Genomic DNA, 25,270 nt, shown 5'->3' on the forward strand with positions numbered 1-25,270 from the left:
AGCAGGCTTCCATTTTCTGCCGTTGGTCGCCTGCGCGGTTTGATGCAGGTCAAACGGGAGGATCAATCTTCACGCCGTTGGGGCTCCAGATGCAAGTGCGGTTGCGCCCTTCGTGCTTGGCCCGGTACAGGGCCTGGTCGCTCCGGGCAATCAGGCCCGCCGGCGACTCTTCGCCGACCGGCTCGGCCACGGCCAGGCCGATGCTCAGGGTCAGGCGTCCGTCCGGGCTGCCGGGGTGGACGATAGCCAGGCTGGCGACCAGTTCATGGACGCGCGCGGCCACATGCTCGCCGCCGTCCAGGCCGGTGTTGGCGAGGATGATGGCGAATTCTTCGCCGCCATAGCGGCAGGCCACGTCGCCTTCACGCTGCAGGCTTTCCTGGAGCAGGCTGGCCACCTGGCGCAAGGCATCGTCGCCCGCGAGGTGACCGAGTTTGTCGTTGAAGGCCTTGAAGTGGTCGATATCCAGCATCAGCAGGGTCAGCGGCGCGCCAATACGGCGCAGGCGGCGCCACTCGCTTTTCAGCTGGTGATCGAAGAAGCGGCGGTTATATAGGCCGGTCAGGCCATCCAGCTGCGACAGGCGCTGCAGGCGTGCCTCCAGTGCCAGGCGCTCGCTGTTGTCGCGCGATACGGCAATCAGGTACTCGCGTGCGCCCTGATGCACCAGTTGAGTATTGATTTCGGCGGGCTGGCGGCTGCCGTCGCGGCGACACATCTCGCGCTGGAAAATACGCGACTGGTTGTCGCGCTGGGCTTTGCGCACTTGTTCCAGCCAGTCGTGGAAGCCCGGCAGTAGCTGTTCGGGGTTGTCACGCAGCAGCTGCGCGAACTGTTCGGCGCGGTAGCCCAGGGAGGCATAGCTGGCCTGGTTCATGTGCAGCAGCTCGCGGCTGCGGGTATCGAAGATGAACAGGCCGTCGTGGCTGGAGTCGGTCAGGTCGATGATCAGCTGCAGGCGTTCACGGCTGTCACGCAGGTTCTGCTCGATGGCCTCGCGGCGTGTGGCTTCCACCTCCAGGCGGCGGTTGGCTCTCTGCAGGGCACTGGCACGGCGTGCGTTCTCCTGGGCCAGCGCCAGGGCGGCAACCAGCAGCAGGCTGATGGCCAGGCCGGCCCCCAGTACGACCTGTGGCAGTGGCGTGGAGAGCTGCTGCAGGAGTGTGTGGGTCGGGCTGAGCTGCAGTGTGAAGCTGTCGTTGTTGAGCAAGCGCACGGGCACGTCCACAGCCATGTCCGGCAGGGTCCCTGAGCGTTCGCGGCTGTACAGGCTGTGGCCGTTTTCCAGCAGGCGCAGGCTGAATTCGTCGCTGTCGATCTGGTCGAGCAGTTCGTTCATCAGCGGTTCGACACGGAATACGCCCTGTAGGAAGCCGTCGAACTGCCGGTCGCCTCGGGCGTTGCGCAGATACAGCGGGGTGTAGAGCACGAAGCCGCGGCCGCCTTGCACCAGTAGCACGCTGTTGGAGAAGCGTTGCTCGCCGCTCTCCTTGGCTTGCATGGCCAGTGGGTAGTTGGGGTGGTCAGTCGGGAGGCGAAAGTCGCGGGCCGCCTCGTTGCCCTGCAGGGGGCGCAGCCAGCGCATTTTCAGGTCAGGGCCGACCCACTGGATCGACTGGTAGGCGGGAAAGCCGCGCAAGGCTAGGTCGGCCTCGGTTTCCCAGTCTTCCTGGTAGAGCCGGCCGAGGTTGTTCCACAGCCGCGCGATGCGCGCTAGGCTGCCGACCTCGCTTTGCAGCGTGCTTTCCAGCTGCCGTGTCAGCGCACTCGCCTGATAGCTCACGCGCTCATGCAGGCGTTCTTGCTGGCTCTGCTCCAGTTGCTGCCAGAGCATCAGACTGGCACCGCTCAGTGCCAGAAATAGAAAAACCAGCGCGAGGCGCGCCGGCCAGGCGGAGGGTGCGCGCATCGATGGGCTCCACAGGCTGTGCCTTGGTCATAGCACAGTGCATGCCGGCGCTCAACGCATGGCCAGAATCGCCTGCCATTCTTCGTCACTGACCGGCATCACTGACAGGCGACTGCCACGTTGCACCAAGGCGAGGCCGGAGAGTGCCGCCGTTGCCTTGAGACGGGTCAGCGACAGCACCTGGGGAAAGGCCTCGACGAACTCCACATCCAGCGCGCTCCACGGGTTTTTCTCTGCGCTGGCCTTGGCATCGAAGTAGTGACTCTGTGGATCCAGGGCCGTGGGGTCCGGATAGACCGGGCTGGCGATGCGGGCGATGCCGGCGATGCCGGGCTCCGGACAGCTGGAGTGATAGAAGAAGAACAGATCACCCTCGCTCATGCTGCGCATGAAGTTGCGGGCCTGGTAGTTGCGCACCCCATCCCAGCGTGCGCGGCCGAGGTGGCGCAGGTGCTTGATGGACAGTTCGTCGGGTTCCGACTTCATCAACCAATAAGGCATGAACTTTGCTCCTGTCTGCCGGTCTTTGCGACGGGCATGAAAATCGTTCCCGACGCGGGCGGCCTGTTGGCGTCAGAAACTGTGTGGGCTCGTATGACCCCGAAGAGGGTTGCGATCCAGGCTGGACGCCGTCGTAACGGCCAATAACAACACCACTACCGGACAAGCCACGCAGTGTGCCGAAAAGGGGGAGGCAACTCGATGAAACGCAAGCCAGATATATTGTGGGTCCTGGTCATTCTGTTCAGCCTGGGCATGGTTACCACAGGTTACACCCAGAGCCTCTGGGATCGTCAGGGTGACCTGCCAATCAGTCAGAGCGAACGCTGATCCACAGTCGACGTCTGCCGCAGGGAGCGCGGCGGCCTCGAACCTTCCGCCTCAAACGTACCAGGCCTTATCCGTCACGACGCCCGTCAGTCTGACATCCCAGCTGGCCAGGGGCAGTCTGTCTACCCGCTGACCCTCATGGGCGACTCCCAAAAGCGTCGGCTTGTGCCAATTTTTGCGCATGTTGCGATAGGCCAGGCAGCGATCATAGAAACCGCCGCCCATGCCGAGGCGCCCGCCATAGCTGTCGAAGCCGACCAGTGGCAGCAGGATCAGATCCAGCGCCCAAGGCGCGCGCTGGCGTGCGCGGCAGACGACTGGCTCGGCGATGCGGAAGCGATTGCGCAGCATCTTTTCGCCTGTGCGTACGCGCTGGAAGCGCATGCCGGAGTGTGGCCAGCGTTCGAGTACCGGTAGATAGGTGGCTTTGCCGCGCTTTTGGGCTTCGCGCAGCAAGGGGCGCGGATCGATCTCGCCGTCGCTGGGCAGGTACAGGGCAATGTGGCGGGCGCGGCGAAACAGCGGATGCTGGGCCAGCTGGCGCCGTAGGGCACGGGCGGCCTGCCGTTGCTGCAGGGGAGAGAGGGCGCGACGCGCCTGGCGCAGCTGCCGGCGCAGGGCTGCGCGGGACAGGTCAGAAGCCAGGATCATGGAATTCGGGACTCCCCGGCGGTGCCGCTGTCGGGTTAGCCCTTGAACCCGAAAGTTCAAGGTGGAGATTGCAGGAGGCGTTAAGGCTTTCCGTCAGGCGGACATGCACACCGGCCCCACTGGCAACCCCCGTGGTTGTGCGTATCGGCTCAGGGACATCACCGACTGGCCAACACTCCAGGGAGCTGGCCGGCAGTATACCCCATAAGCCTGGCGCGAGGTCAGAGCAGACCACCATCCGGATCGGCGGCCAGGGCGCTGTCGACCCGGTCCAGCAAGTCGCGTACGCGCTCGCGGGTGTGGTCGGCTTCCTGGTCCAGGCGCTGCTGCTTGTGCAGCAGGTCATGCGTAATGTTCAGTGCTGCCATCACGGCGATGCGGTCGGCGCCAATGACTTTGCCGCCGGAGCGGATCTCACGCATCTTGCCGTCAAGATAGCGGGCGGCGCTTTCCAGGTTGGCGCGCTCTTCCGCCGGGCAGGCGATGCAGTAGTCCTTGTCGAGGATGTGCACGGTTACGGTGTTCGGCTGGGTCATGTGTCCTGCTCCAGGGCTTTCAGGCGCGAAATCATCGCTTCGACCTTGAGCCGGGCCATTTCGTTCTTTTCGATTAGATGGGCGCGTTCCTCGCGCCAGGCCTTCTCACTGGCCAGCAGGGCACGGTTCTGCGACTTGAGCTGCTCGACGCGCTGAATCAAGAGTTCAAGCTTGCGTGTGAGGGCTTGCAGTTCGGCGTCTTCCATTGGCTCCACCAGGGCTATGAGTCTCGGCACTATATAGGAATGCGGGGAGGGGGCGACAAGCGGGGCGCGACAACACGACGGTGGAAACCCTCGCGCTCAGGCCCTACGATACGAGGCCTCCACTCTAGAGATTGCGCGGTTCAGCGCCTAGTTGCCATGTCTACAGCGAATTCCCCTTACGCCGCCTTTGCCGCCCTGCTGGCGAGCAACGGCAAACCCGTTTCCCCGGCCGAGCTGCACGGCCTGTTGCTGGGCCGCAGCTGTGCCGGTGCCGGCTTCGAAGCCGACGCCTGGCTGGCCGACGCGGCTGAACTGCTCGGCGGCGAGCCGGCCGACAACGTGCGCCAGGCCCTGGTCGGCCTGCAGGAGATGGTCAAGGGCGAGCTCGGTGGCCAGGATGTCACCGTGGTGCTGTTGTTGCCGGCGGACGATGCGCCGCTGGCCGAGCGGGCCAAGGCCCTGGGGCAGTGGTGCCAGGGTTTCCTTGATGGTTTCGGCATGGTGCTCGGCAACGCCGCGCTCAGCGCAGAGGCCATGGAGGTGCTGCAGGACCTGTCTGCCATCGCCCAGGTGCAGAGTGCCCTGGAAGAGTCCGAGGATGGCGAGAACGACTACATGGAAGTGATGGAATACCTGCGCGTTGCGCCGCTGCTGCTGTTCGCCGAGTGCGGCAAGGCCGCGCCCGCCGCCAAACCTTCCCTGCATTAAGGTAGCAATCGCCATGGTCAGCATCCCCAAGTCGGAATACGCCCGTCGGCGCAAGGCGCTGATGGAGCAGATGGAGCCCAACAGCATCGCCATCCTGCCGGCGGCACCGGTGTACATCCGCAATCGCGATGTCGAGCACACCTACCGCCAGGACAGCGACTTCCAGTACCTCAGTGGCTTCCCCGAGCCGGAAGCGGTGCTGGTGCTGATCCCGGGGCGTGCCCATGGCGAGTACGTGATGTTCTGCCGCGAGCGTGACCCGGAGCGCGAGCTGTGGGACGGCCTGCGTGCCGGCCAGGATGGGGCGATCAGCACCTACGGCGCCGACGATGCCTTCCCGATTGGTGACATCGACGACATCCTCCCCGGCCTGATCGAAGGGCGCGAGCGGGTCTACTACGGTATCGGCCGCAACCAGGAGTTCGATCACCAGTTGATGGAGTGGGTCAACGTGATCCGCTCCAAGGCGCGCCTGGGAGCCACCCCGCCCAACGAGTTCGTCGCCCTCGACCACCTGCTGCACGACATGCGCCTGTACAAGTCGGCCAACGAGGTGAAGGTAATGCGCGAGGCGGCGGAGATTTCCGCCCGCGCGCACATCCGCGCCATGCAGGCCAGTCGCGCCGGCCTGGCCGAATACCACCTGGAAGCCGAGCTGGACTACGAGTTCCGCAAGGGCGGGGCGAAGATGCCGGCCTATGGCTCGATCGTCGCTGCCGGAAAGAATGCCTGCATCCTGCACTATCGCGAGAATGACGCGCCGCTAAAAGACGGCGACCTGGTGCTGATCGACGCCGGCTGCGAGATCGACTGCTACGCCAGCGACATCACCCGTACCTTCCCGGTCAACGGCACCTTCTCGCCCGAGCAGAAGGCCATTTACGAGCTGGTGCTGAAGGCCAACGAAGAGGCGTTCAAGCACATCGCCCCGGGCAAACACTGGAACGAGGCGCATGAGGCCACCGTGCAGGTGATCACCGCCGGTCTGGTCGAGCTGGGTCTACTGGAAGGCGAGGTGAGCGAGCTGATCGCCAGCGAAGCCTACAAGCCTTTTTACATGCACCGCGCCGGCCACTGGCTGGGCATGGATGTGCATGACGTCGGCGAATACAAGGTCGGTGGCGAATGGCGCGTGCTGGAGCCGGGTATGTCGATGACCGTCGAGCCGGGCATCTATATCGCCGTGGACAACCAGAACGTGGCCAAGAAGTGGCGCGGCATTGGTGTGCGCATCGAGGATGATGTGGTGGTGACCAAGAGCGGCTGCGAGATCCTCACTACCGGCGTGCCGAAGAGCGTCGCCGAGATCGAGGCGCTGATGGCTGCCGCCCGCGAGCAGGCCGCCTGACGTCATGAGCCGAGTACAGCTGGCCATTGTCGGAGGGGGGCTGGTCGGTGCCAGTCTGGCCCTGGCCCTGCAAGCCGGTGCCCGGGCGCGTGGCTGGAAGATCGTGCTGGTCGAGCCCTTTGCGCCGGGGGATGCCTACCAGCCCAGTTACGACGCCCGTTCCAGCGCGCTGTCCTACGGCAGCCGGCAGATTTTTGAACGCCTTGGCCTGTGGCCGGCGCTGGCCGAGCGGGCCGAGGCGATCAGCCAGATTCAGGTGTCTGATCAGGGCCGCTTCGGCGCGACCCGCCTGAGTGCCGAGGACGAAGGCGTGCCGGCGCTGGGCTATGTGCTGGAGAACGCCTGGATGGGCCACTGCCTGTGGCGTGCTCTCGACCCTGCGGTGGTCGAGTGGCGTTGCCCGGCCGAGGTCGTTCGCATGGAGGCGCTGGGCGATGGCTATCGCCTGCACCTGGGCGATGACAGCGTCATGGACTGTGACCTGGCCGTGCTGGCTGACGGTGGTCGTTCCGGCCTGCGTGAGCAGCTGGGCATCGCCGTGCGCCATACGCCTTATGAACAGTGCGCACTCATTGCCAATATCACCCCGGCCGAGGCTCATGGTGGCCAGGCCTTCGAGCGCTTCACCGCGCAGGGCCCGCTGGCGCTGTTGCCGCTGTCGGAGCAACGTTGCGCGCTGGTCTGGACGCGTCCGCCGGTGGATGCCGAGCGCCTGCAGGCTCTGCCGGACGCCGAGTTTCTCGCTGAGCTGCAGCAGGCTTTTGGTTATCGCCTGGGCAGCCTGCGCCAAGTCGGCACCCGGCACGTCTACCCGCTGGCCCTGGTGGAAGCCGCCGAGCAGGTGCGCCCGAACCTGGTCATTCTCGGCAATGCCGCACACAGCCTGCACCCGGTGGCGGGGCAGGGCTTCAACCTGTCGTTGCGCGATACCCAGGCGCTGGCCGAGACCCTGTTGGCCAGCGACCAGGCGCTAGGCGACTTTGCCGTCCTGCAGCGTTACCTGCAGCGGCAGCAGCAGGACCAGGCGCTGACCGTCAGCTTTTCCGATCGCGTCACGCGCCTGTTTGGCCGCGGCGAATCGCTGCTGGTCGCCGGCCGCACGCTCGGCCTGCTCGGCCTCGATCTGTTGCCGCCGGCCAAGCGCTGGTTTGCCCGCCAGGCCATGGGCCTGGGAACTCGTAGTCTGTGAGTCTGCTCGATGAGTGAGAAGAAACTGGCGCGCCGTGCCCGCCTGCTGCGCCTTGGTCTGAACTTCTATCCGCCGTACGTGGGCGCCGGGATTCGCGTGCGCGCAATCAGCTCGGACTTTCGTCATGTGCGAGTGCGCATGGGCCTCGGCTGGTACAACCGCAACTATGTGCGCACCCAGTTTGGCGGCTCGCTGTATAGCATGACCGACCCGTTCTTCATGCTCATGCTGATGCAGCTGCTGGGGCGCGATTACATCGTCTGGGACAAGGCCGCCAGCATCGACTTCGTCAGTCCGGGCAAAGGTCCGGTGTATGCCGATTTTCATATCGACGATGCCTTGCTGACGGACATCCGCACTCATACCGCCGGTGGCGACAAGTACCTGCCCCAGTTGCACGTCGAGATTCGCGACGGTAGTGGCACCCTGGTCGCCACCGTGCACAAGACCCTCTATGTTCGCCTCAAGCCGCGTGCCCGCCAGGCCGCCTAAGGACAGCAGATGCAAGCGGACCTGATCATCGTGGGCGCCGGCATGGTCGGCAGTGCCCTGGCCCTGGCCCTGGAGCACAGCGGCCTGGAGATTCTCGTGGTTGACGGCAGCCCGCTCAGCGTCAAGCCGTTCGATGCGCAAGGTGCATTCGAGCCGCGGGTCAGCGCCTTGTCCGCCGCCAGCCAGCGCATCCTCGAGCGTCTCGGCGTGTGGGGAGGCGTTGCTGCGCGGCGTGCCACGCCCTACCGCGACATGCGTGTGTGGGACGGCTCCGGCACCGGCAGCGTGCATTTCTCCGCTGCCAGCGTGCATGCCGATAGCCTCGGTCATATCGTCGAGAATCGCGTGGTCCAGGACGCCCTGCTGGATCGTTTGCACGACAGCCAGATCGGTTTGCTCGGCAATGCCCGCCTGGAGCAGCTGCGCCGCTCCGGTGATGGTTGGCTGCTCAGCCTGGCCGACGGCCGCGAGCTGCGCGCGCCGCTGCTGGTCGCCGCCGATGGTGCCAATTCGGCGGTGCGCCGCCTGGCCGGGTGTGCGACGCGTGAGTGGGATTACCTGCACCACGCCATCGTCACCAGTGTGCGTTGCGCGCGCCCGCACCAGGCAACTGCCTGGCAGCGTTTCACCGATGATGGCCCGCTGGCCTTCCTGCCGCTGCAGCGCGGCGATGATTCGCACTGGTGCTCGATCGTCTGGTCCACCGTGCCGGCCGAGGCCGAGCGGCTGATGGCGCTGGATGATGAGGCGTTTCGTCATGAACTGGGCAAGGCGTTCGAGTGGCGCCTGGGCGAGGTCGGCCAGGTCGACCCGCGCGTTTGCATCCCGTTGCGTCAGCGCCATGCCAAGCGCTATGTCGAGAGTGGTCTGGCACTGATCGGCGATGCCGCGCACAGCATTCATCCGTTGGCCGGGCAGGGCGTCAATCTTGGCTTCCTCGATGCGGCGGTGCTGGCCGAAGTGCTGCTGCATGCACTGGAGCGCGGCGAGCAGCCCAACGATGTGCGCGTGCTCAGCCGTTACGAGCGCCGGCGCATGCCGCACAACCTGGCGATGATGGCGGCCATGGAGGGCTTCGAACGCCTGTTCCAGGCCGATCCGTTGCCGATTCGCCTGTTGCGCAACAGCGGCCTCAACTGGGTCGACGAGCTGCCGGATGCCAAGGCTCTGTTTGTGCGTCGTGCCCTTGGTCTGGCCGGGGATCTGCCGGCGCTGGCGCAGGCTTAAGGAGCTGCAACATTCGGTTACGGAGCGGCTAAGTGCCACATTGAGAAGCTAAATAGCATTCACTACTATTCGCCTCTCGACAAATAAGAGGCAGCACCCATGCAGCTCCGCTCCGGTTTCCTGGCCACTCTGGCCCTTTCTGCTCTGGCCGGCACCGCCCAGGCCGCCGATGAAATCGTGGTGTACTCCGCGCGCATCGACGAACTGATCAAGCCCGTGTTCGATGCCTACACCGCCAAGACCGGCACGCCGATCAAATTCATCACCGACAAGGAAGCCCCGCTGCTGGCGCGCCTCAAGGCCGAAGGTGAAAACACTCCGGCGGATCTGCTGATCACCGTCGACGCCGGCAACCTCTGGCAGGCCGAGCAGGAAGGCGTGCTCAAGCCGCTAAAGTCCTCCGTGATCGAAGCCAACATCCCGGCCCAGTACCGCGCCAGCAATGGAGCCTGGACCGGCCTGTCGCTGCGTGCGCGGACCATCTTCTACTCCACCGAGCGGGTCAAGCCGGAAGAGCTGAGCACCTACGAGGCGCTGGCCGACAAGAACTGGGAAGGTCGCCTGTGCCTGCGCACCAGCAAGAAGGTCTACAACCAGTCGCTGACCGCCACCCTGATCGAGGCCCATGGCGCGGCCAAGACCGAGGAGATCATCAAGGGCTGGGTGAACAATCTGGCTACCGACGTGTTTGCCGATGACACCGCGCTGCTGCAGGCCATCGACGCCGGCCAGTGCGACGTGGGTATCACCAACACCTACTACTACGGCCGCCTGCACAAGCAGAACCCGGCGCTCAAGGTGAAGCCGTTCTGGCCGAACCAGGCGGATCGCGGTGTGCACGTCAACCTGTCCGGTGCCGGCGTGACCCAGCATGCCCCGCATGCCGAGGCCGCCCAGCAGCTGCTGGAGTGGATGACCGGCCCGGAGGCGCAGAACCTGTTCGCCGACATCAACCAGGAATACCCGGCCAACCCGGCGGTCAAGCCGTCCGCGGAAGTGGCGGCCTGGGGTGAGTTCAAGGCTGACAGCGTGCCGGTGGAAGTGGCCGGCAAGCGTCAGGCCGAGGCCACCATGCTGATGGACCGCGCCGGCTGGAACTAAGCCGCGACGGGCTGCGCGTCGCTCAACCGCGACGCGACACCGTTATACTCGACGCCCCGGCCAGTCCGGGGCGTTTCGTTTCCGCCTGTCAGGAGTCTGTGTGAGCCATCCCGTCCAGCGTCGTTGGTACCCCATTGCTTTTGCCATCGCCGCGCTGGTGCTACTGCCGCTGTCGGTGTTGCTGCTGTCCTGGCATGAGGTGGATGGACAGATCTGGGCGCACTTGTGGGACACCCAGATGCCGCGCCTGATCGGCAATACTCTGCTGCTGGTCAGTGGTGTTGGCGCCGGCGTGCTGCTGTTGGGTGTCAGCCTGGCCTGGCTCACCAGCCTCTGCGAGTTTCCCGGACGGCGCTGGCTGGACTGGGCACTGATGCTGCCCTTCGCCATTCCCGCTTATGTGCTGGCCTTCGTCTTCGTCGGTTTGCTGGATTTCGCCGGGCCGCTGCAAAGCCTGGCCCGCGACTGGTTCGGTACAGGTATCCGCTTCCCTCGGGTGCGCTCTACCGGCGGGGTGATCATCGTGCTGGTGCTGGTGTTCTACCCCTATGTTTATCTGCTCGCCCGCGGCGCCTTTCTGGCTCAGGGCAAGGGGTTGATGGAGGCCGCACGGGTGCTCGGCTTGTCGCCCTGGCAGGCCTTCTGGCGCGTGGCCCTGCCAATGGCATGGCCGGCGATTGGTGCCGGCCTGGCGCTGGCCATCATGGAAACCCTGGCCGACTTCGGCGCCGTCTCGGTGTTCAACTTCGACACCTTCACCACTGCCATCTACAAGACCTGGTACAGCTTCTACAGCCTGTCCAGCGCTACTCAGCTGGCCAGCCTGCTGCTGCTCGCCGTGCTGCTGGTGCTGTACGGTGAACGCCGCGCGCGAGGCGCCGCCCGCCCGGCCAACGAGCGGCCGCGGGGTAAACCCCTCTACCACCTGCAGGGCTGGAAGGCCGTGGCGGCCTCGGGATGGTGCTGTCTGGTGTTCGCCTGCGCCTTCGTCGTGCCCATGCTGCAGCTGCTCGTGTGGTTCTGGCAGCGCGGCCGCTTCGACCTGGACGAGCGCTACGTCGGCCTGATCCTGCATACCCTCTACCTGGGCGGTCTGGCGGCGCTGATCACCGTGGCGGTGGCCCTGCTGTTGGCCTTCGCCCGCCGCCAGGCGCCGACCCGACCGATGCGCACCTTGGTCAGCACCGCCAACCTGGGCTACGCCTTGCCCGGCTCGGTGCTGGCGGTGGCGATCATGCTGGCTTTCAGTTACCTCGACCGGCAGCTGGTGATCCCGCTGTCGAGCTGGCTCGGCGGCGCCGGCAAGCCGCTGCTGCTCGGTAGTCTGTTTGCCTTGCTGCTGGCCTATCTGGTGCGTTTTATGGCGGTGGCGTACGGCCCTCTCGAGAGCAGCCTGGCGCGCATCCGCCCGTCGCTGCCGCAGGCGGCGCGCAGCCTCGGCGTCGGTGGCCCGGCGCTGTTCCTGCGGGTTTACCTGCCGCTGCTGGTGCCGGGGGCGCTGTCCGCCGCGCTCTTGGTGTTCGTCGATGTGCTCAAGGAAATGCCGGCCACCCTGCTGATGCGCCCCTTCGGCTGGGACACCCTGTCGGTGCGCATTTTCGAGATGACCAGCGAAGGCGAGTGGGCGCGTGCGGCCCTGCCGGCGCTGACCCTGGTACTGGTCGGCCTGCTGCCGGTGATCGGTCTGATCCGGCGTTCCGCCCACCAGCCCGGTCATTGAGCTGGCTTGTCCCGAAAGTCAGGAAATCCGGGCATGACCAATTGGTCTGAGTGTGGCGTGACCAGTCACATTAGCGGGGCTACAATGCGCGCCTGCTTACGCAGCCGTCCATGATTCCCGGGCCCTTTTTGCCAACGTCTGGCTGGGGCCGGGCCCGCACAAGGAGCTCTCCATGGGACAGCGTACACCTCTGTATGAACAGCATCTGGCGCTGGGCGCCAAGATGGTCGATTTCGGCGGCTGGGACATGCCGCTGCACTACGGCTCCCAGGTCGAGGAGCACCATCAGGTACGTCGCGATTGCGGCGTGTTCGATGTGTCCCACATGACCGTGGTCGACATCACCGGCGCCCAGGCCAAGGCCTGGCTGCAGCACCTGCTGGCCAACGATGTCGAGCGTCTGAAAACGCCGGGCAAGGCCCTCTACAGCGGCATGCTCAACGAGCGCGGCGGCGTGGTCGACGATCTCATCGTCTACCTCACCGACTGGGGCTATCGCATGGTGGTCAACGCCGCCACCCGCGACAAGGACCTGGCCTGGATGCAGGCGCACACCGCCGGCTTCGACGTCACCCTGAGCGAGCGCCCCGAGCTGGCCATGCTGGCCATCCAGGGCCCGCATGCCCGCGCCAAGACCGCCGAGCTGGTGACCCCCGCGCGCGCTGCGCTGATCAACGAACTCAAGGTGTTCCAGGGCCTGCCGGAAGGCGACTGGTTCATCGCCCGTACCGGTTACACCGGCGAGGACGGTCTGGAGATCATGCTACCGGCCGCCGAAGCTCCCACCTTCCTCAGTGAACTGGTTGGCGCCGGCATTGCCCCGATCGGCCTGGGCGCGCGCGACACCCTGCGCCTGGAAGCCGGCATGAACCTGTATGGCCAGGACATGACCGACGACGTCTCCCCGCTGGCCGCCAACATGGGCTGGACCATCGCCTGGGAGCCGGCCGAGCGTGACTTCATCGGCCGCAGCGCCCTGGAAAGCCAGCGTGCCGCCGGCGACCAGCCCAAGCTGGTCGGCCTGGTGCTGGAGGAGCGCGGCGTGCTGCGTGCCCACCAGGTGGTGCGCGTGGAAGGTGCGGGCGAAGGTGAAATCACCAGCGGCAGCTTCTCGCCGACCCTGAACAAGTCCATCGCCCTGGCCCGCGTGCCGGCCGCCACCGGCGACCGCGCCGAGGTGGAGATCCGCGGCAAGTGGTACCCGGTACGCGTCGTGCAGGCGAACTTCGTCCGCAACGGCAAGGCCGTTATCTGATTTGTCGGGGCGAGGCGCCAGCGCCCGCCCCACCTGCTAAATTTTCCGGGCGGCCGATCCGCCCCATCGATTCCGAGGAAGACACCATGAGCAATATCCCCGCCGATCTGCGTTACGTCGACAGCCACGAGTGGATCCGCCTGGAGGCCGACGGTTCGGTCACCATCGGCATTACCGACCACGCTCAGGAAGCCCTGGGTGACGTGGTCTACGTCGAGCTGCCGGAAGTCGGCAAGCAGCTGGCCACCGGTCAGGAAGCCGGCGTGGTGGAGTCGGTGAAGGCCGCTTCCGACATCTACGCGCCTATCGCCGGTGAAGTGCTGGCCGTCAACGAAGCCCTGGCCGACGCTCCCGAGCAGGTCAACGGCGAGCCCTACGCCGCCTGGTTCTTCAAACTGCAGCCGAGCAACCCGGCCGAGCTGGAAGGCCTGCTCGACGCCGCCGGCTACCAGGCCGTCTGCTCCGCCGATGCCTAAGGTGCAGGGCCGCGTCTAGCACGCGGCCTGTCGCCCGCAATCACGAATTTCGCTTGCGAGCCTCGATCCGTCGAGGCTCTGTCATTTTCCGAGAGCCTCACCATGTCCCAGACGCCCCGTCTCGACCAACTGCAACAGCCCGATGCCTTCCTCCGCCGTCACCTCGGTCCCGATGCCCGTGAAGAGCAGGCCATGCTCGACACCCTGGGCCTGGCCAACCGTGAAGCGCTGATCGAGCAGACCGTGCCGCCAGCCATCCGCCTGGGCCGCGAGCTGGATCTGCCGGCCGCACTGGACGAACAGGGCGCCCTGGCCAAGCTCAAGGGCTATGCCGAACAGAATCAGCTGTGGACCAACCTGATCGGTATGGGCTACCACGGCACCATCACCCCCACCGTGATCTTGCGCAACCTGCTGGAAAACCCGGGTTGGTACACCGCCTACACCCCCTATCAGCCGGAAATCGCCCAGGGCCGCCTGGAGTCGCTGCTGAACTTCCAGCAGCTGACCATCGACCTGACCGGCCTGGACCTGGCTAGCGCCTCGCTGCTCGACGAAGCCACCGCTGCCGGCGAGGCCATGGGCCTGGCCAAGCGAGTGGCCAAGAGCAAGAGCAACCTGTTCTTCGTCGACGAGAACTGCCACCCGCAGACCATCTCCGTGGTGCAGACCCGTGCCGAAGGCTTCGGCTTCGAGGTCAAGGTCGGCGCGCTGGACGAACTGGCCGGCCTGGAAGTGTTCGGCGCCCTGCTGCAGTACCCGGACACCCACGGCGAAATCCGCGACATCAAGCCGCTGATCGAACAGCTGCACGCACAGAACGCGCTGGCCTGCGTCGCCGCCGACCTGCTCAGCCTGCTGCTGCTGACCCCGCCGGGCGAGCTGGGCGCGGACGTGGTGCTCGGCTCCGCCCAGCGTTTCGGCGTACCCATGGGCTACGGCGGCCCGCACGCCGCCTTCTTCGCCACCCGTGACGCCTTCAAGCGCGCCATGCCGGGCCGCATCATCGGTGTGTCCAAGGACGCCCGCGGCAACACCGCGCTACGCATGGCCCTGCAGACCCGCGAGCAGCACATCCGCCGCGAGAAGGCCAACTCCAACATCTGCACCTCGCAGGTACTGCTTGCCAACATGGCCAGCTGCTACGCCGTGTACCACGGCCCGGAAGGTCTCAAGCGCATCGCCCAGCGCGTGCATCGCCTGACCTGCGTACTGGCCGCCGGCCTGGAACAGAAAGGCGTCAAGCGCGACAACCAGCACTTCTTCGACACCTTGACCCTGGATGTCGGCGGCATGCAGACCGCCATCCTTGAGTCGGCCAAGGCCGCGCGCATCAACCTGCGCATCCTCGGTCGTGGCAAGCTGGGCGTCAGCCTGGACGAGACCAGCTCGGCCGAAACCGTCGAGCAGCTGTTCGCCATCTTCCTCGGCGCCGACCACGGCCTGTCCGTCGCCGCGCTGGATGCCGGTGAAGTGCCGGAAGGCATCCCGGCCGCGCTGCAGCGCAGCAGCGGCTACCTGACTCATCCGGTGTTCAACAGCCACCACAGCGAAACCGACATGCTGCGCTACCTCAAGCGCCTGGAGAACAAGGACCTGGCGCTGAACCAGGCCATGATCCCGCTGGGTTCCTGCACCATGAAGCTGAACGCCACCAGCGAGATGATCCCGGTGACCTGGCCGGAGTTCGGCAACCTGCACCCCTTCGCCCCGCGCGAGCAGGCGGCCGGCTACAAGCTGATGATCGACGAGCTGGAAGCCTGGCTGTGCGCCATCACCGGTTTCGACGCCATCTGCATGCAGCCCAACTCCGGTGCCCAGGGCGAATACGCCGGCCTGCTGGCGATCCGCAAGTACCACGAGAGCCGCGGTGAAGGTCACCGCGACATCTGCCTGATCCCGGCTTCGGCCCACGGCACCAACCCGGCCTCGGCGCAGATGCTGACCATGCGCGTGGTGGTGGTCGAGTGCGACGCCGCCGGCAACGTCGACATGGACGACCTCAAGGCCAAGGCCGCCGAGGCCGGTGACAAGCTGTCCTGCCTGATGATCACCTACCCCTCGACCCACGGCGTGTACGAGGAAGGCATCCGCGAGATCTGCGAGGTGGTGCACAGCTTCGGTGGCCAGGTGTATATGGATGGCGCCAACCTCAACGCCCAGGTCGGCCTGGCCCGTCCGGCCGATATCGGTGCCGACGTGTCGCACATGAACCTGCACAAGACCTTCTGCATCCCGCACGGCGGTGGCGGCCCGGGCATGGGCCCGATCGGTGTGCGTGCACACCTGGCACCGTTCGTCGCCAACCACCCGGTGATCGAACTGCAAGGCCCGCAGCCGCAGAACAGCGCGGTCAGCGCCGCGCCGTGGGGCAGCGCGAGCATCCTGCCGATCAGCTGGATGTACATCGCCATGATGGGCCCGCAGCTGCGTGATGCCACGGAGACGGCGATCCTCAACGCCAACTACCTGGCCAGCCAGCTCAAGGGCGCCTTCCCGGTGCTCTACAGCGGCCGTAACGACCGCGTCGCCCACGAGTGCATCCTGGATCTGCGCCCGCTCAAGGCGGAGACCGGCATCAGCGAGGAAGACGTGGCCAAGCGCCTGATGGACTACGGCTTCCACGCCCCGACCATGAGCTTCCCGGTACCGGGCACGCTGATGATCGAGCCGACCGAGAGCGAGTCCAAGGAAGAGCTGGATCGCTTCATCGAGGCCATGCTGAGCATCCGCGCCGAGATCGCCAAGGTCGCCGCGGGCGAGTGGCCGGCGGACAACAACCCGCTGAAGCATGCGCCGCACACCCTGGCCGACGTCACCGGCGAGTGGGACCGTCCGTACAGCATCGCCGAGGCAGTCACGCCGTCCGCCCATACCTTGGCGCACAAGTACTGGCCGGCGGTGAACCGCGTGGACAACGTCTACGGCGACCGCAACCTGTTCTGCGCCTGCGTGCCGATGGACGACTACCGCGAGTAAGTCCTGCAGCCGCCATGAAAAAGCCGCCTTCGGGCGGCTTTTTCTTTGGGCTGCGTGGCATGCGGGGGTTGGGGTAGGTTGGGTTGAGTTGCTGAGCAACGAAGCCCAACAGCTACGGTGGCCAATAGTTCGCACGTTGGGCTTCGCAGGGCTCAACCCAACCTACTTCTGGCAAATGTGCTCATCTGGCGAGTTGTAGAAGGCGCAAGGCCGGCTTTTGTGGGAGCGACTTCAGTCACGATGATGCCAGTGCAAGAGCATCGCGGCTAAAGCCGCTCCCACCAGTGTCCGGGCATGGCTCTGTGGGCTCTAGCCGCGACCGGTAGGGCCCTGATCTAGACAGTTCTCCCACACCGGGTGGGTTGAGCGCGGCGATGCCTAACAGCTCCCCCTTCACGGTACTTCCACTCGGCCTTCTGGCGGGACTCGGGGAAAGTCCGTTGGCGCTTCTACGCCAGCCTACATGGCATAGGTATCCGCCGCCGCGCTTCGCTCAGGGCGTGTCGCTGAGCAGAATCGCCTGGGCCAGTTGCGCATCACTGGCTCGCAGCTGCGGGTTTTCGGTACGCAGCTGCTGCAGGGCTGCCTCCAGGTGCGCGCCGCGGATGGCGCCGTCGCTGGCGATGAAGGCGCTGGCATCTTCCCGGGCCGGCTGCAGCAGCTTGTGATCCTTGAAGGTGGAGTAGGTCGAGGCCGTGGTCGCGCCCGAGGAGAGGATCTGGCGCAGGGTGTCGTCGGCGCTGGCGGGCAGGCTGGCCAGACCGAGCAGGGCAAGGCTGGTGATGGTCAGTAGGCGGGGCATGGCGAGAACCTCCTGGGCAATGGGTGTGTTGCTTGGAGGTGCGGCGCTCGTACAGGGTTCCAGCGGGATGCGCCACAGCGCAGCCAGGCACGCTCCGACTATTGGCAGAAGCGCTGCTAGGCTGATGAACTGAACCCCGCGCAAGGGGCCAAGGCCGCGCGGTTGACCGTCACAGGAGGGGCCTTCGATGGCTGGATCGGGCAAGAAGATGAGCCTGGTTGGGCTCACCACGCTGGTGGCGGTGAACATGATGGGTTCCGGCATCATCATGCTGCCGTCGAGCATGGCGCAGCTGGGGGCGGTGTCGCTGCTGTCGTGGCTGATCACCGCCGTGGGCTCCATGGCCATCGCCTATTGCTTCGCCCAGTGCGGCATCTACTGCCCGCGCTCTGGCGGCATGTCGGCCTACAGCGAGGAGGCGCACGGCAAGTCGGCGTTCTTCCTCTGTTCGTTCCTCTACTTCCTGTCGCTGGCGATCGGCAACGTGGCCATCGGCATCTCCGCAGTGGGGTATCTCACGCCCTTTTTTCCCTGGCTGGGCAGCGGCGCGATCCCGCTGTTCGTCGGTACGCTGGGGCTGATCTGGCTGACCACGGTGGCCAATTTCGGTGGCCCGCGCATCACCGGCAAGATCGGTGCGATCACGGTCTGGGGGGTGATCATCCCGGTGGCCGGGCTCAGTGTGATCGGCTGGTTCTGGTTCGAGCCGGATATCTTCATCGCGGCCTGGAACCCGCACGACCTGGCGATCAGCAGCGCCATCGAGCAGAGTATTCCGCTGACCCTGTGGGCCTTCCTCGGCATGGAATCGGCGGCGCAGAATTTCGATGCCGTCGAGGAGCCCAAGCGCAACGTACCGCTGGCCTGCCTGTTCGGCACCCTGGGCGCTGCGGTGGTCTACGTGCTGTCGACCACGGTGATCCAGGGCATCGTGCCCAACGCCGAGCTAGCCAATTCGACGGCGCCGTTCGCCTTCGTCTACGCGCAGATGTTCAACCCGTTGGTGGGGCAGGTGATCATGGTGTTGGCGGTAATGGCCTGCGTCGGTTCACTGCTGGGCTGGCAATTTACCCTGGCGCAGACGGCCAAGAGCGCCGCCGACCAGGGCATGTTCCCAAGGCTCTTTTCCCGTATGACCGCGCGCAACGCCCCGGTGATCGGCCTGGTGGTGTGTGCCGCACTGCAGACGCTGATGGCCTTATCGACCATTTCGCCGAATGCCAGCGAGCAGTTTGGCAAGCTGGTCAACCTGGCGGCGGTGACCAACCTGATTCCCTACGTGACGGCCCTCACCGGGCTGCTGGTGATCATGTACAAGGCCAGGGTCGATGCACGCATCTTCGCCCGCAATGGCGTGCTGCTGCTGATTGCCATGCTCTACTCCTACTACGCCCTGTACGCTTCCGGCAAGGATGCGGTGTTCGGCGGCCTGTTGGTGATGGCCTTCGGTTACCTGCTGTACGGCTCCATCGCCAAGAACTTCGTCGAGCGATCCCGCGTACAGCCGGACGATGCGAGGGGCTGGCTATGAAACTGAGAGCACTCCTGGGCCTGGTGCTGGCCCTGTCGCTGCCGAACGGAGCGGGCGCCGATACGCTGGAGCGGATACGCAGCAGCGCCACGCTCAACCTGGGCTATCAGACGAACACGGCGCCGTTTAGCAGCCAGCAGGGCGAGCGGGTCGATGGCTACAGCATCGAGCTGTGCCGTCTGCTGGCTGGCCAGCTCAAGAATGCCCTGGAACTGGACGACCTGCAGTTGCACTTCCACGCGCTGGCCCATGACCAGTGGCCGGCCGCGCTGAAGGCTGGCCAGATCGATCTGTTCTGCACGCCGGCAGCGGCCACTGGCACGCTGCGCCAGGCGGTGAGTTTCTCCGTGCCGGTCTATACCGGCGGGCTGGGTGTATTGGTGTCGCGGGATGCGCCGTCTTCGCTGCTCAGCGTGCTCAATGGCCAGGCGGCCCACAGCGGCCCGACCTGGCGGGCTACCATCAACCACGGCCTGAGCCGACAACGTTTCGCGGTGGTCGAGGGTGGCGTCAGCGAGGCCTGGGTCCGTGAACAGTTGAGCCGACTCGGGGTGATCGCCAGCGTTCTGACTGTGCCGACCTACACCGAGGGCGTGCAGTGGGTCCTGGAGGGCAAGGCCGACGCCTTCTTTAGCGAGCGTATGCTGCTCAAGCAGTACCTGAGCCAGTTGGCCGGCGGTGAGCGCTTGCAGGTGCTCGACCGGGTCTTCGAGTTCGTGCCGGTCAGCCTGGCCATGGCCCGTGGCGACGAAGACCTGCGCCTGCAAGTGGATAGGGCCCTGAGCGAGCTGTATCGCTCCGGTGCATTGCTGCAGGCTTACCGGCGCTACCTCGGTGAGCCGGGTGAAACGGAACGCCTGCTGTTCAAGGTCTATGCCCTGCCGCGCGACCGCTAGACCTGCGGCCGGTAGCGTATCTGTCGGCCAGTGGCAGTGTGTAGCAGGCCGCCTTGGCGCTGATTGATGGGCGGCTGCGCGTGACGGGCGAATGCCCCGGTGCTGTCCCGGCGCAGCGTAGCGTGTTGCGCGCCGTGCTTGATGATCTCCCCGGGCTGTTGCGCCGGCGCCTAGCCATGGTTGACCTGGCCAAGGGTGCTGGAGCATTGCCCATGGTTTTTTGTGCGCCCAGGCCCGGCTGTATCGGGTGGATGTTTCTGCAGTTGGCCCTGCGCTGACGCCGTGCGCGTCGACGCACCGTCCATCGGCCACGGCATCGCCGAGTGCCCGCGGGCGAGCAACGATCATCCTGCCTTATCACCTAGTCCCACAGCCGCTGTCTGTGGGGGCTGGGGGGATTGAGCGGTGGGAGCCAGATGGTTTTTTTATTCCAATATCGCTTTTCAATTAATTTATTCAGACGAATTGGGTATTTCTGATTCCTGGCTATTTCGACGACTTCTCTTATACCTAACTGGGTGGCCGGAATGGACGCAGCGCTCAAGTTGTCCGGCTGCGGCTTTTTGCGCGCCTTGGCACGCGACCAGTTGGACGTCAGATAGGAAGTCACTCATGCTCACTGCATTAAAGAAATTCACCACTTTTGCTTTGCTTGGAACCCTGATTTCCAACAGTGCAATGGCTCTCGCCGAGCCGGTTCCCCCCAAACCAGCCACCGAGGCCACCAAGGCGGCCAATGCGGCCGTACTCAAGGAATTACCCTTTAGTGATAAATCCGATTTCGAGGATGCTCAGCGTGGCTTTATCGCCAAGCCAGACACCCTGACCATTACGAGTGCCGCAGGTACCCCGGTGTGGGATCTGGAGAGCTACAAGCAATACATCAGTCTGGACAAGGAATCTCCGGACACCATCAACCCCAGCCTGTACCGCAACGCGCAACTGAGCATGCAGTACGGCCTGTTCAAGGTCACCGATCGTATCTACCAGGTTCGTGGCTACGACCTCTCCAACATCACCTTCGTCCAGGGCGATACCGGCTGGATCGTTTTCGATCCGTTGATCTCGACCGAAACCGCCAAGGCCGCCTACGACCTGGTTACCGCCAACCTCGGCGAGCGTCCGGTTGTGGCGCTGGTCTACAGCCACTCGCATATCGACCATTACGGCGGCGGGCGCGGCCTGGGCAGCGATGAGGATTTTGCCTCCGGCAAGATCAAGGTGTTCGCCCCTGAAGGCTTCAGCGAGCACGCCATCAGCGAGAACGTGATCGCCGGTAACGCCATGAGTCGCCGCGCCATCTTCATGTATGGTGCGATGCTGCCACGCAATGCGCAGGGCGGAGTCAACGGTGGCCTCGGTCAGACCACCTCCACCGGCACCACTACCCTGGTATTGCCGAGCGACTTCATCACCAAGACCGGTGAAGTCGTGACGGTGGACGGTGTCGAGATGGAGTTCCAGATGACGCCGGGCACCGAGGCCCCGGCCGAAATGAATACCTACTTCCCGCAGTTCAAGGCCATGTGGATGGCTGAGAACACCACCAACACCATGCACAACATCCTGACCCTGCGCGGTGCACAGGTGCGCGATGCGTTGAAGTGGTCGAGCTTCCTCAACGAAACCATCGACCGTTACGGCGACAAGGTTGAGGTCAAGTTCCAGAGTCACCACTGGCCGCAGTGGGGCCAGGCCAAGATCAACGACTACTGGAAGAAACAGCGCGACATGTACAAGTACACCCACGACCAGTCAGTGAACCTGATGAACAAGGGGTACAACGGCGAAGAAATCTCGGAGATGATCAAGTTGCCGCCCGAACTGGACCAGTTCTGGCCCAACCGTGGCTACTACGGCACCCTGCGCCACAACTCTCGTGCGGTCTACCAGCGCTACATGGGTTGGTACAACGGCAACCCCTCCGACCTCAACAACCTGCCACCGGAAGACGCGGCGAAGAAATATGTCGCTTACATGGGTGGTGAAGAGGCCGTGCTGAAGCTGGCCAAGGCCGACTTTGACAAGGGTGAGTACCGTTGGGTGGCCGAAGTACTCAAGCACGTGGTCTTCGCCAATCCGGAAAGCTCCGTTGGCAAGGATCTCCTGGCGGATACCTACGAGCAGCTGGGCTACCAGGCCGAGAGCGGTCCGTGGCGCGGTGTTTACCTGCAGGGCGCTTATGAGCTGCGCAATGGCGTGCCAAGTGCGGGTGGTATCAACACTGCAGGCCCGGACGTAATCAAGGCCATGCCACCGGAAATGCTCTTCGACTACCTGTCCGTACGCCTCAACGGGCCGAAGGCGGCTGGCAAGAAGATCTTCCTCAACATCGACTTCACCGACCTGAAGAAAGAGTACGGCTTGTCTGTGGAGAACGCTGTGCTTAATTACGGCAAGCCGCTGGAGAAGCCGGACGTGACCCTGACCTTGTCCAAGGCCACGCTCGATGCCATTCAGCTGAAGCAAACCACCCTGGAAGACGCGATTACCAAGGGCAACCTCAAGGTCGATGGCAAACGTGAAGCGCTGACCGAGTTCCTGGGGCTGCTCGACACCTTCCCGTTCTGGTTCAACATCGTTACGCCATGAAGCAGTCGTTGCTGAAGGCTGCTGGGCTTGCGCTGCTAGTCAGTAGCGCAAGTCCGATGGCTACCGCCTGTGGTTATGACAATCCGTTGGCTGATTTCGCGCCGGCTCACCCAGAATCCCTGGGTGTGGCGCTAGCGATCTACGATGCCTATGAAAGTAAACAGCTGCGCAGACCTGCTCCCCTGCCCGGTGGGTTTGGTATGCGCCGCGCACTTAACATCGTAGAGAAGCTGGAGGCCTCTCTTGCACCGGATACCGGTAGCGGAGGGTTTTATCTGCTGATGGTCGAGTCAGGGCTGTGGACTTCTTATCAAGCGGTCGACGGCACCTGGGTTGCGACGGCACATGTGGCCGAACCAGCAGTCGGTGAGCCAGTAGTGATTACTGGAGAAGGGGTGCTCATAGCGTTGCAGGGCGGCAAGCTCAACTTCAACCAGGCTATGGAGTCCGGCCTACTGAGGGTCGAAGCTTCAACCATGGAAAGCGCCGGCATCAAGCAATCATGGCAGCAGGCGGCGTTCTCGGTGGCGCAAGTCAATTGAGTTAGGGCGCCACGTTCCTGTTGCCGAACTCCCCCTGACTAACCCCCGCCCAAGACCCAGCCACGCATGAGTGATTGAACAATCATGCGTGGCTGGGTTTTGGGGTGTCGGTTTTTCAGCGGCCTTGCAGTGGGGCGTCTTTGAAATTCCTCGGTCGAGGGCGGGAGGTGGCTGTATGCGCTCGCCATCACCGGCCTGCGCCCGTTGGCCAATTTGCTCCGTGATGCCTGGGTAGGGGCGCTCGGCAGCGCACTGTGGTGCGGTATGCCGCCGGATGAGCCATGCCTCCATCTGGCTGGTGGCTCATTGCTCGGTCGTGGCGACGTTAATCTGCCGGCTGTTCAGCTGCTTCAGTTGCGGTTTCGGCAGGCGCTTTCTTTTTGGCTTCGGCGCGTCGTGCTTGCGCACGTTGACGTTTGGCCTGCTGCTTGGCATGCAATGCCTGTGCGGCCGTCACCGTCCCGGCTGTTTGGCCGTTCAGGTCCAGTCGCGGCGCATTTTCGGTCATGCTTGACCAGTAACGGCTGCCCCGGCACCAGGTTGCAAGGCCCTGCTTGAGTTGTTCGCGAGTGATGCCGAGCAGCTCCAAGTGTTGCTCGGCATCCTGAAGGATGCCTTCCTTAAGGGGAACCTTGGGCGCCGGGTTAACCGGGAATGCTAGGGGGAAGTGCTTCTGCAAGCGCCAGATCGCTTCCACGGCAGGGTCTTGCTCGCGGGGTTTTTCTTGCCGTGAGGGCGCTTTTTTACGCGGCTTCTGTTCAGCTTGCACCTGCTGTTTTTCGGCGCGCAGGCGGTCACGTAGCTCAGCTAATTGTTCAAAACCCATCGTTCAGTTCGCCAGCTCTTGGTTGATTCGGTGCGCGATTATCCCATGCCGTCTATGCAACAGGCTAACCAGCATTCGAATCGTTGCAGCTGCATGCTGGTTAGCGTGTTGCTTGCAGCAGTATCTTGGAGCTTGCCGAGAGGAACTGTTGTTGGCCCTTTGGGGGTTACCAGCAAGGATGAACCTCTGGCGCAGTGCTGCTTTGTAGGGACTGAGGTTATGTCAGGTTCGGCTGATCTTCATGTCTGCTGCGGCACGACAGGCATTTATCCGTCCCTCACGGCGGCACTGCCGGGGCCACCTGGTGTTTGTCTGTCTGCTCATCACGGCAGCGTGGTCGAAATCCGTACTTCTCTGTCCCCACTGATCAGGCAGTTGCGGCCCTGCTGCTTGCCGGCATAAAGACGGCTATCGGCGCAGCGGTAGAGTTCATCAGGGGTTCTCCCGTCATTCGGCCACTGGGCCAGGCCGAAGGTGGCCGAAAGCTCTATCCGGTGACCGCGATAGTCCAGTGGATGCTGGCTGATCAGTGCGCGTAGCGACTCCACCAGCGGCTTGGCGCTGTCCAGATCGGTACTGCGCAAGAGCAGGCCGAACTCTTCGCCACCAAGCCGGCCAAGGCTGTCGGTGACGCGCAGGCGCTCCAGCAGCAGGTCGCAGATGTGGCGCAGGGCATGATCGCCGGCATCGTGGCCCCAGCGATCATTGACCCGCTTGAAGTGGTCGATATCCATCAGCACCAGGACCAGCGGGCTGTCGCTGCGCTGGGCTTCCTGCAGACCACGTATCAGTTCCTGCTTGAAGTGGCCTCGGCTGGCGGTGCCGGTCAGAGGATCGGTTTGTGCCTGGTGTTGCAGCTGCGAGTAGGTAATGGCGCGGCGGGTTTCGTAGAGGTGGACAAAGACCATGATCAGCGCGCCGCAGAGAATCGCGTTACCGGCGTCGATCAACTCGTGGGCGTTCTGTGGCAGCGGGAAGCGCCAGTAATACAGCAGCAGGGCGCCGCCCATGTAGGGCCAGGCCAGTTGCAGCCCGCGGCGCTTGCCCAGCAGCAGGTAGGAGAGCAAGGGGATCAGGTAGGTCCATACGAAGGCGCTGGCCGAAGCATCCGGCATCAGGGTGATGTAGACCAGGAAGGCGCAAGTCGGAATCAGGTACAGGTAGATCCACAGTTCCAGATTCTGTGTGTGGTAGATCCAGCGAGATGCGCCCAGCAGCGCTGCGCAGACCAGCAGTTCGATGCTGGCGAACAAGCTGTTGCCGGCACTGAACTGCAGCAGGGAAAAGCCACCGATGGTCAGCCCGGTGGACGCGAAGATAAGGCTGACCAGCGAACGCCGGGCGCTGTCCTCCAGGCCGGTCTGGCGCGTATCGCTGTGAGGGCTGTGACGGTGCGGGTACATGGCCTTTCCCATGGGCTGCAAGCACTGGCGCCTTGCTACCCGTTCGATGG

At 64.4% G+C, this 25,270-nt stretch carries 23 protein-coding genes and 1 other RNA gene; 15 read left to right on the forward strand and 9 right to left on the reverse strand.

Going from position 1 to position 25,270, the window contains the following annotated elements; genetic code table 11:
- Positions 1-49: 49 nt before the first annotated feature.
- Complete coding sequence (locus P7A97_RS01395) at positions 50-1,909, reverse strand: diguanylate cyclase (RefSeq protein WP_277688133.1); 1,860 nt, start codon at positions 1,907-1,909, stop codon at positions 50-52.
- A gap of 51 nt (positions 1,910-1,960) precedes the next feature.
- Positions 1,961-2,410: an EVE domain-containing protein gene (locus P7A97_RS01400; RefSeq protein WP_277688134.1), complete on the reverse strand. Its 450-nt coding sequence runs from the start codon at positions 2,408-2,410 to the stop codon at positions 1,961-1,963.
- A 201-nt stretch (positions 2,411-2,611) separates the two neighbouring features.
- On the opposite strand from P7A97_RS01400, the gene P7A97_RS01405 reads away from it, so the two are divergent.
- Positions 2,612-2,740, forward strand: a complete 129-nt coding sequence (locus tag P7A97_RS01405) for a hypothetical protein (protein ID WP_277688135.1) — start codon at positions 2,612-2,614, stop codon at positions 2,738-2,740.
- 51 nt (positions 2,741-2,791) lie between these two features.
- Here P7A97_RS01405 and P7A97_RS01410 read toward each other — a convergent pair whose 3' ends face one another.
- From P7A97_RS01410 to P7A97_RS01425, 4 genes are all read right to left on the reverse strand, one after another.
- Positions 2,792-3,391, reverse strand: coding sequence for a 5-formyltetrahydrofolate cyclo-ligase (locus P7A97_RS01410; RefSeq protein WP_277688136.1), 600 nt, complete (start codon positions 3,389-3,391; stop codon positions 2,792-2,794).
- 8 nt (positions 3,392-3,399) lie between these two features.
- Positions 3,400-3,578, reverse strand: a non-coding RNA gene (gene ssrS, locus P7A97_RS01415) — 6S RNA.
- Between the two features lie 34 nt (positions 3,579-3,612).
- The gene (locus tag P7A97_RS01420; protein WP_277688137.1) at positions 3,613-3,927 is read right to left on the reverse strand and encodes a cell division protein ZapA; all 315 of its coding nucleotides are present in this window, start codon (positions 3,925-3,927) and stop codon (positions 3,613-3,615) included.
- On the reverse strand, positions 3,924-4,133 hold the full coding sequence (locus tag P7A97_RS01425) for a TIGR02449 family protein (protein WP_277688138.1): 210 nt from the start codon (positions 4,131-4,133) through the stop codon (positions 3,924-3,926). Before P7A97_RS01425 ends, P7A97_RS01420 begins: the two co-directional genes overlap by 4 nt.
- Before the next feature lie 156 nt (positions 4,134-4,289).
- On the opposite strand from P7A97_RS01425, the gene P7A97_RS01430 reads away from it, so the two are divergent.
- The 10 genes from P7A97_RS01430 to gcvP all read left to right on the forward strand — a co-directional run bounded on the left by P7A97_RS01430 (position 4,290) and on the right by gcvP (position 16,628).
- Positions 4,290-4,841, forward strand: coding sequence for a YecA family protein (locus P7A97_RS01430; RefSeq protein WP_277688139.1), 552 nt, complete (start codon positions 4,290-4,292; stop codon positions 4,839-4,841).
- A 13-nt stretch (positions 4,842-4,854) separates the two neighbouring features.
- Positions 4,855-6,189 (forward strand): Xaa-Pro aminopeptidase, encoded by a 1,335-nt coding sequence (pepP, locus tag P7A97_RS01435; RefSeq protein ID WP_277688140.1) that lies wholly within the window; start codon positions 4,855-4,857, stop codon positions 6,187-6,189.
- Between the two features lie 4 nt (positions 6,190-6,193).
- Complete coding sequence (ubiH, locus tag P7A97_RS01440) at positions 6,194-7,378, forward strand: 2-octaprenyl-6-methoxyphenyl hydroxylase (protein WP_277688141.1); 1,185 nt, start codon at positions 6,194-6,196, stop codon at positions 7,376-7,378.
- 9 nt (positions 7,379-7,387) lie between these two features.
- A complete protein-coding gene (locus P7A97_RS01445; protein WP_277688142.1) occupies positions 7,388-7,870 on the forward strand; it encodes a DUF4442 domain-containing protein in 483 nt (160 codons plus the stop codon).
- 9 nt (positions 7,871-7,879) lie between these two features.
- Positions 7,880-9,097 carry a 2-octaprenyl-3-methyl-6-methoxy-1,4-benzoquinol hydroxylase gene (locus P7A97_RS01450; protein ID WP_277688143.1) on the forward strand — a complete coding sequence of 406 codons (1,218 nt, stop codon included), beginning with the start codon at positions 7,880-7,882 and terminating at the stop codon, positions 9,095-9,097.
- A 99-nt stretch (positions 9,098-9,196) separates the two neighbouring features.
- Positions 9,197-10,198, forward strand: coding sequence for an extracellular solute-binding protein (locus P7A97_RS01455; protein WP_277688144.1), 1,002 nt, complete (start codon positions 9,197-9,199; stop codon positions 10,196-10,198).
- 100 nt (positions 10,199-10,298) lie between these two features.
- The gene (locus P7A97_RS01460; protein WP_277688145.1) at positions 10,299-11,918 is read left to right on the forward strand and encodes an iron ABC transporter permease; all 1,620 of its coding nucleotides are present in this window, start codon (positions 10,299-10,301) and stop codon (positions 11,916-11,918) included.
- Positions 11,919-12,090: 172 nt separating this feature from the next.
- The gene (gcvT, locus tag P7A97_RS01465) at positions 12,091-13,173 is read left to right on the forward strand and encodes a glycine cleavage system aminomethyltransferase GcvT (protein ID WP_277688146.1); all 1,083 of its coding nucleotides are present in this window, start codon (positions 12,091-12,093) and stop codon (positions 13,171-13,173) included.
- 86 nt (positions 13,174-13,259) lie between these two features.
- Entirely contained in the window at positions 13,260-13,649 is a 390-nt protein-coding gene (gene gcvH / locus P7A97_RS01470) for a glycine cleavage system protein GcvH (RefSeq protein WP_277688147.1), read from the forward strand.
- Positions 13,650-13,751: 102 nt separating this feature from the next.
- Positions 13,752-16,628, forward strand: coding sequence for an aminomethyl-transferring glycine dehydrogenase (gcvP, locus tag P7A97_RS01475; RefSeq protein ID WP_277688148.1), 2,877 nt, complete (start codon positions 13,752-13,754; stop codon positions 16,626-16,628).
- A 493-nt stretch (positions 16,629-17,121) separates the two neighbouring features.
- On the opposite strand, the gene P7A97_RS01480 is transcribed toward gcvP, so the two are convergent.
- The gene (locus tag P7A97_RS01480) at positions 17,122-17,430 is read right to left on the reverse strand and encodes a DUF2388 domain-containing protein (RefSeq protein WP_277688149.1); all 309 of its coding nucleotides are present in this window, start codon (positions 17,428-17,430) and stop codon (positions 17,122-17,124) included.
- A gap of 187 nt (positions 17,431-17,617) precedes the next feature.
- Here P7A97_RS01480 and potE point away from each other — a divergent pair, with 187 nt between their 5' ends.
- The 4 genes from potE to P7A97_RS01500 all read left to right on the forward strand — a co-directional run bounded on the left by potE (position 17,618) and on the right by P7A97_RS01500 (position 22,991).
- Positions 17,618-18,961 carry a putrescine-ornithine antiporter gene (gene potE / locus P7A97_RS01485; RefSeq protein ID WP_277688150.1) on the forward strand — a complete coding sequence of 448 codons (1,344 nt, stop codon included), beginning with the start codon at positions 17,618-17,620 and terminating at the stop codon, positions 18,959-18,961.
- Complete coding sequence (locus P7A97_RS01490) at positions 18,958-19,857, forward strand: transporter substrate-binding domain-containing protein (RefSeq protein ID WP_277688151.1); 900 nt, start codon at positions 18,958-18,960, stop codon at positions 19,855-19,857. Before potE ends, P7A97_RS01490 begins: the two co-directional genes overlap by 4 nt.
- Before the next feature lie 612 nt (positions 19,858-20,469).
- The gene (locus P7A97_RS01495; RefSeq protein WP_277688152.1) at positions 20,470-22,449 is read left to right on the forward strand and encodes an alkyl sulfatase dimerization domain-containing protein; all 1,980 of its coding nucleotides are present in this window, start codon (positions 20,470-20,472) and stop codon (positions 22,447-22,449) included.
- Positions 22,446-22,991: a hypothetical protein gene (locus P7A97_RS01500; RefSeq protein WP_277688153.1), complete on the forward strand. Its 546-nt coding sequence runs from the start codon at positions 22,446-22,448 to the stop codon at positions 22,989-22,991. Before P7A97_RS01495 ends, P7A97_RS01500 begins: the two co-directional genes overlap by 4 nt.
- Positions 22,992-23,316: 325 nt before the next feature.
- Here P7A97_RS01500 and P7A97_RS01505 read toward each other — a convergent pair whose 3' ends face one another.
- Both P7A97_RS01505 and P7A97_RS01510 read right to left on the reverse strand, forming a co-directional pair.
- Positions 23,317-23,817 carry a ProQ/FinO family protein gene (locus P7A97_RS01505; RefSeq protein ID WP_277688154.1) on the reverse strand — a complete coding sequence of 167 codons (501 nt, stop codon included), beginning with the start codon at positions 23,815-23,817 and terminating at the stop codon, positions 23,317-23,319.
- Between the two features lie 323 nt (positions 23,818-24,140).
- Positions 24,141-25,220: a GGDEF domain-containing protein gene (locus tag P7A97_RS01510; RefSeq protein WP_277688155.1), complete on the reverse strand. Its 1,080-nt coding sequence runs from the start codon at positions 25,218-25,220 to the stop codon at positions 24,141-24,143.
- Positions 25,221-25,270 lie beyond the last annotated feature (50 nt).

The sequence above is a fragment of the Pseudomonas sp. GOM6 genome (assembly GCF_029537485.1).
In the GTDB taxonomy this organism is placed as follows: Bacteria; Pseudomonadota; Gammaproteobacteria; order Pseudomonadales; family Pseudomonadaceae; genus Aquipseudomonas.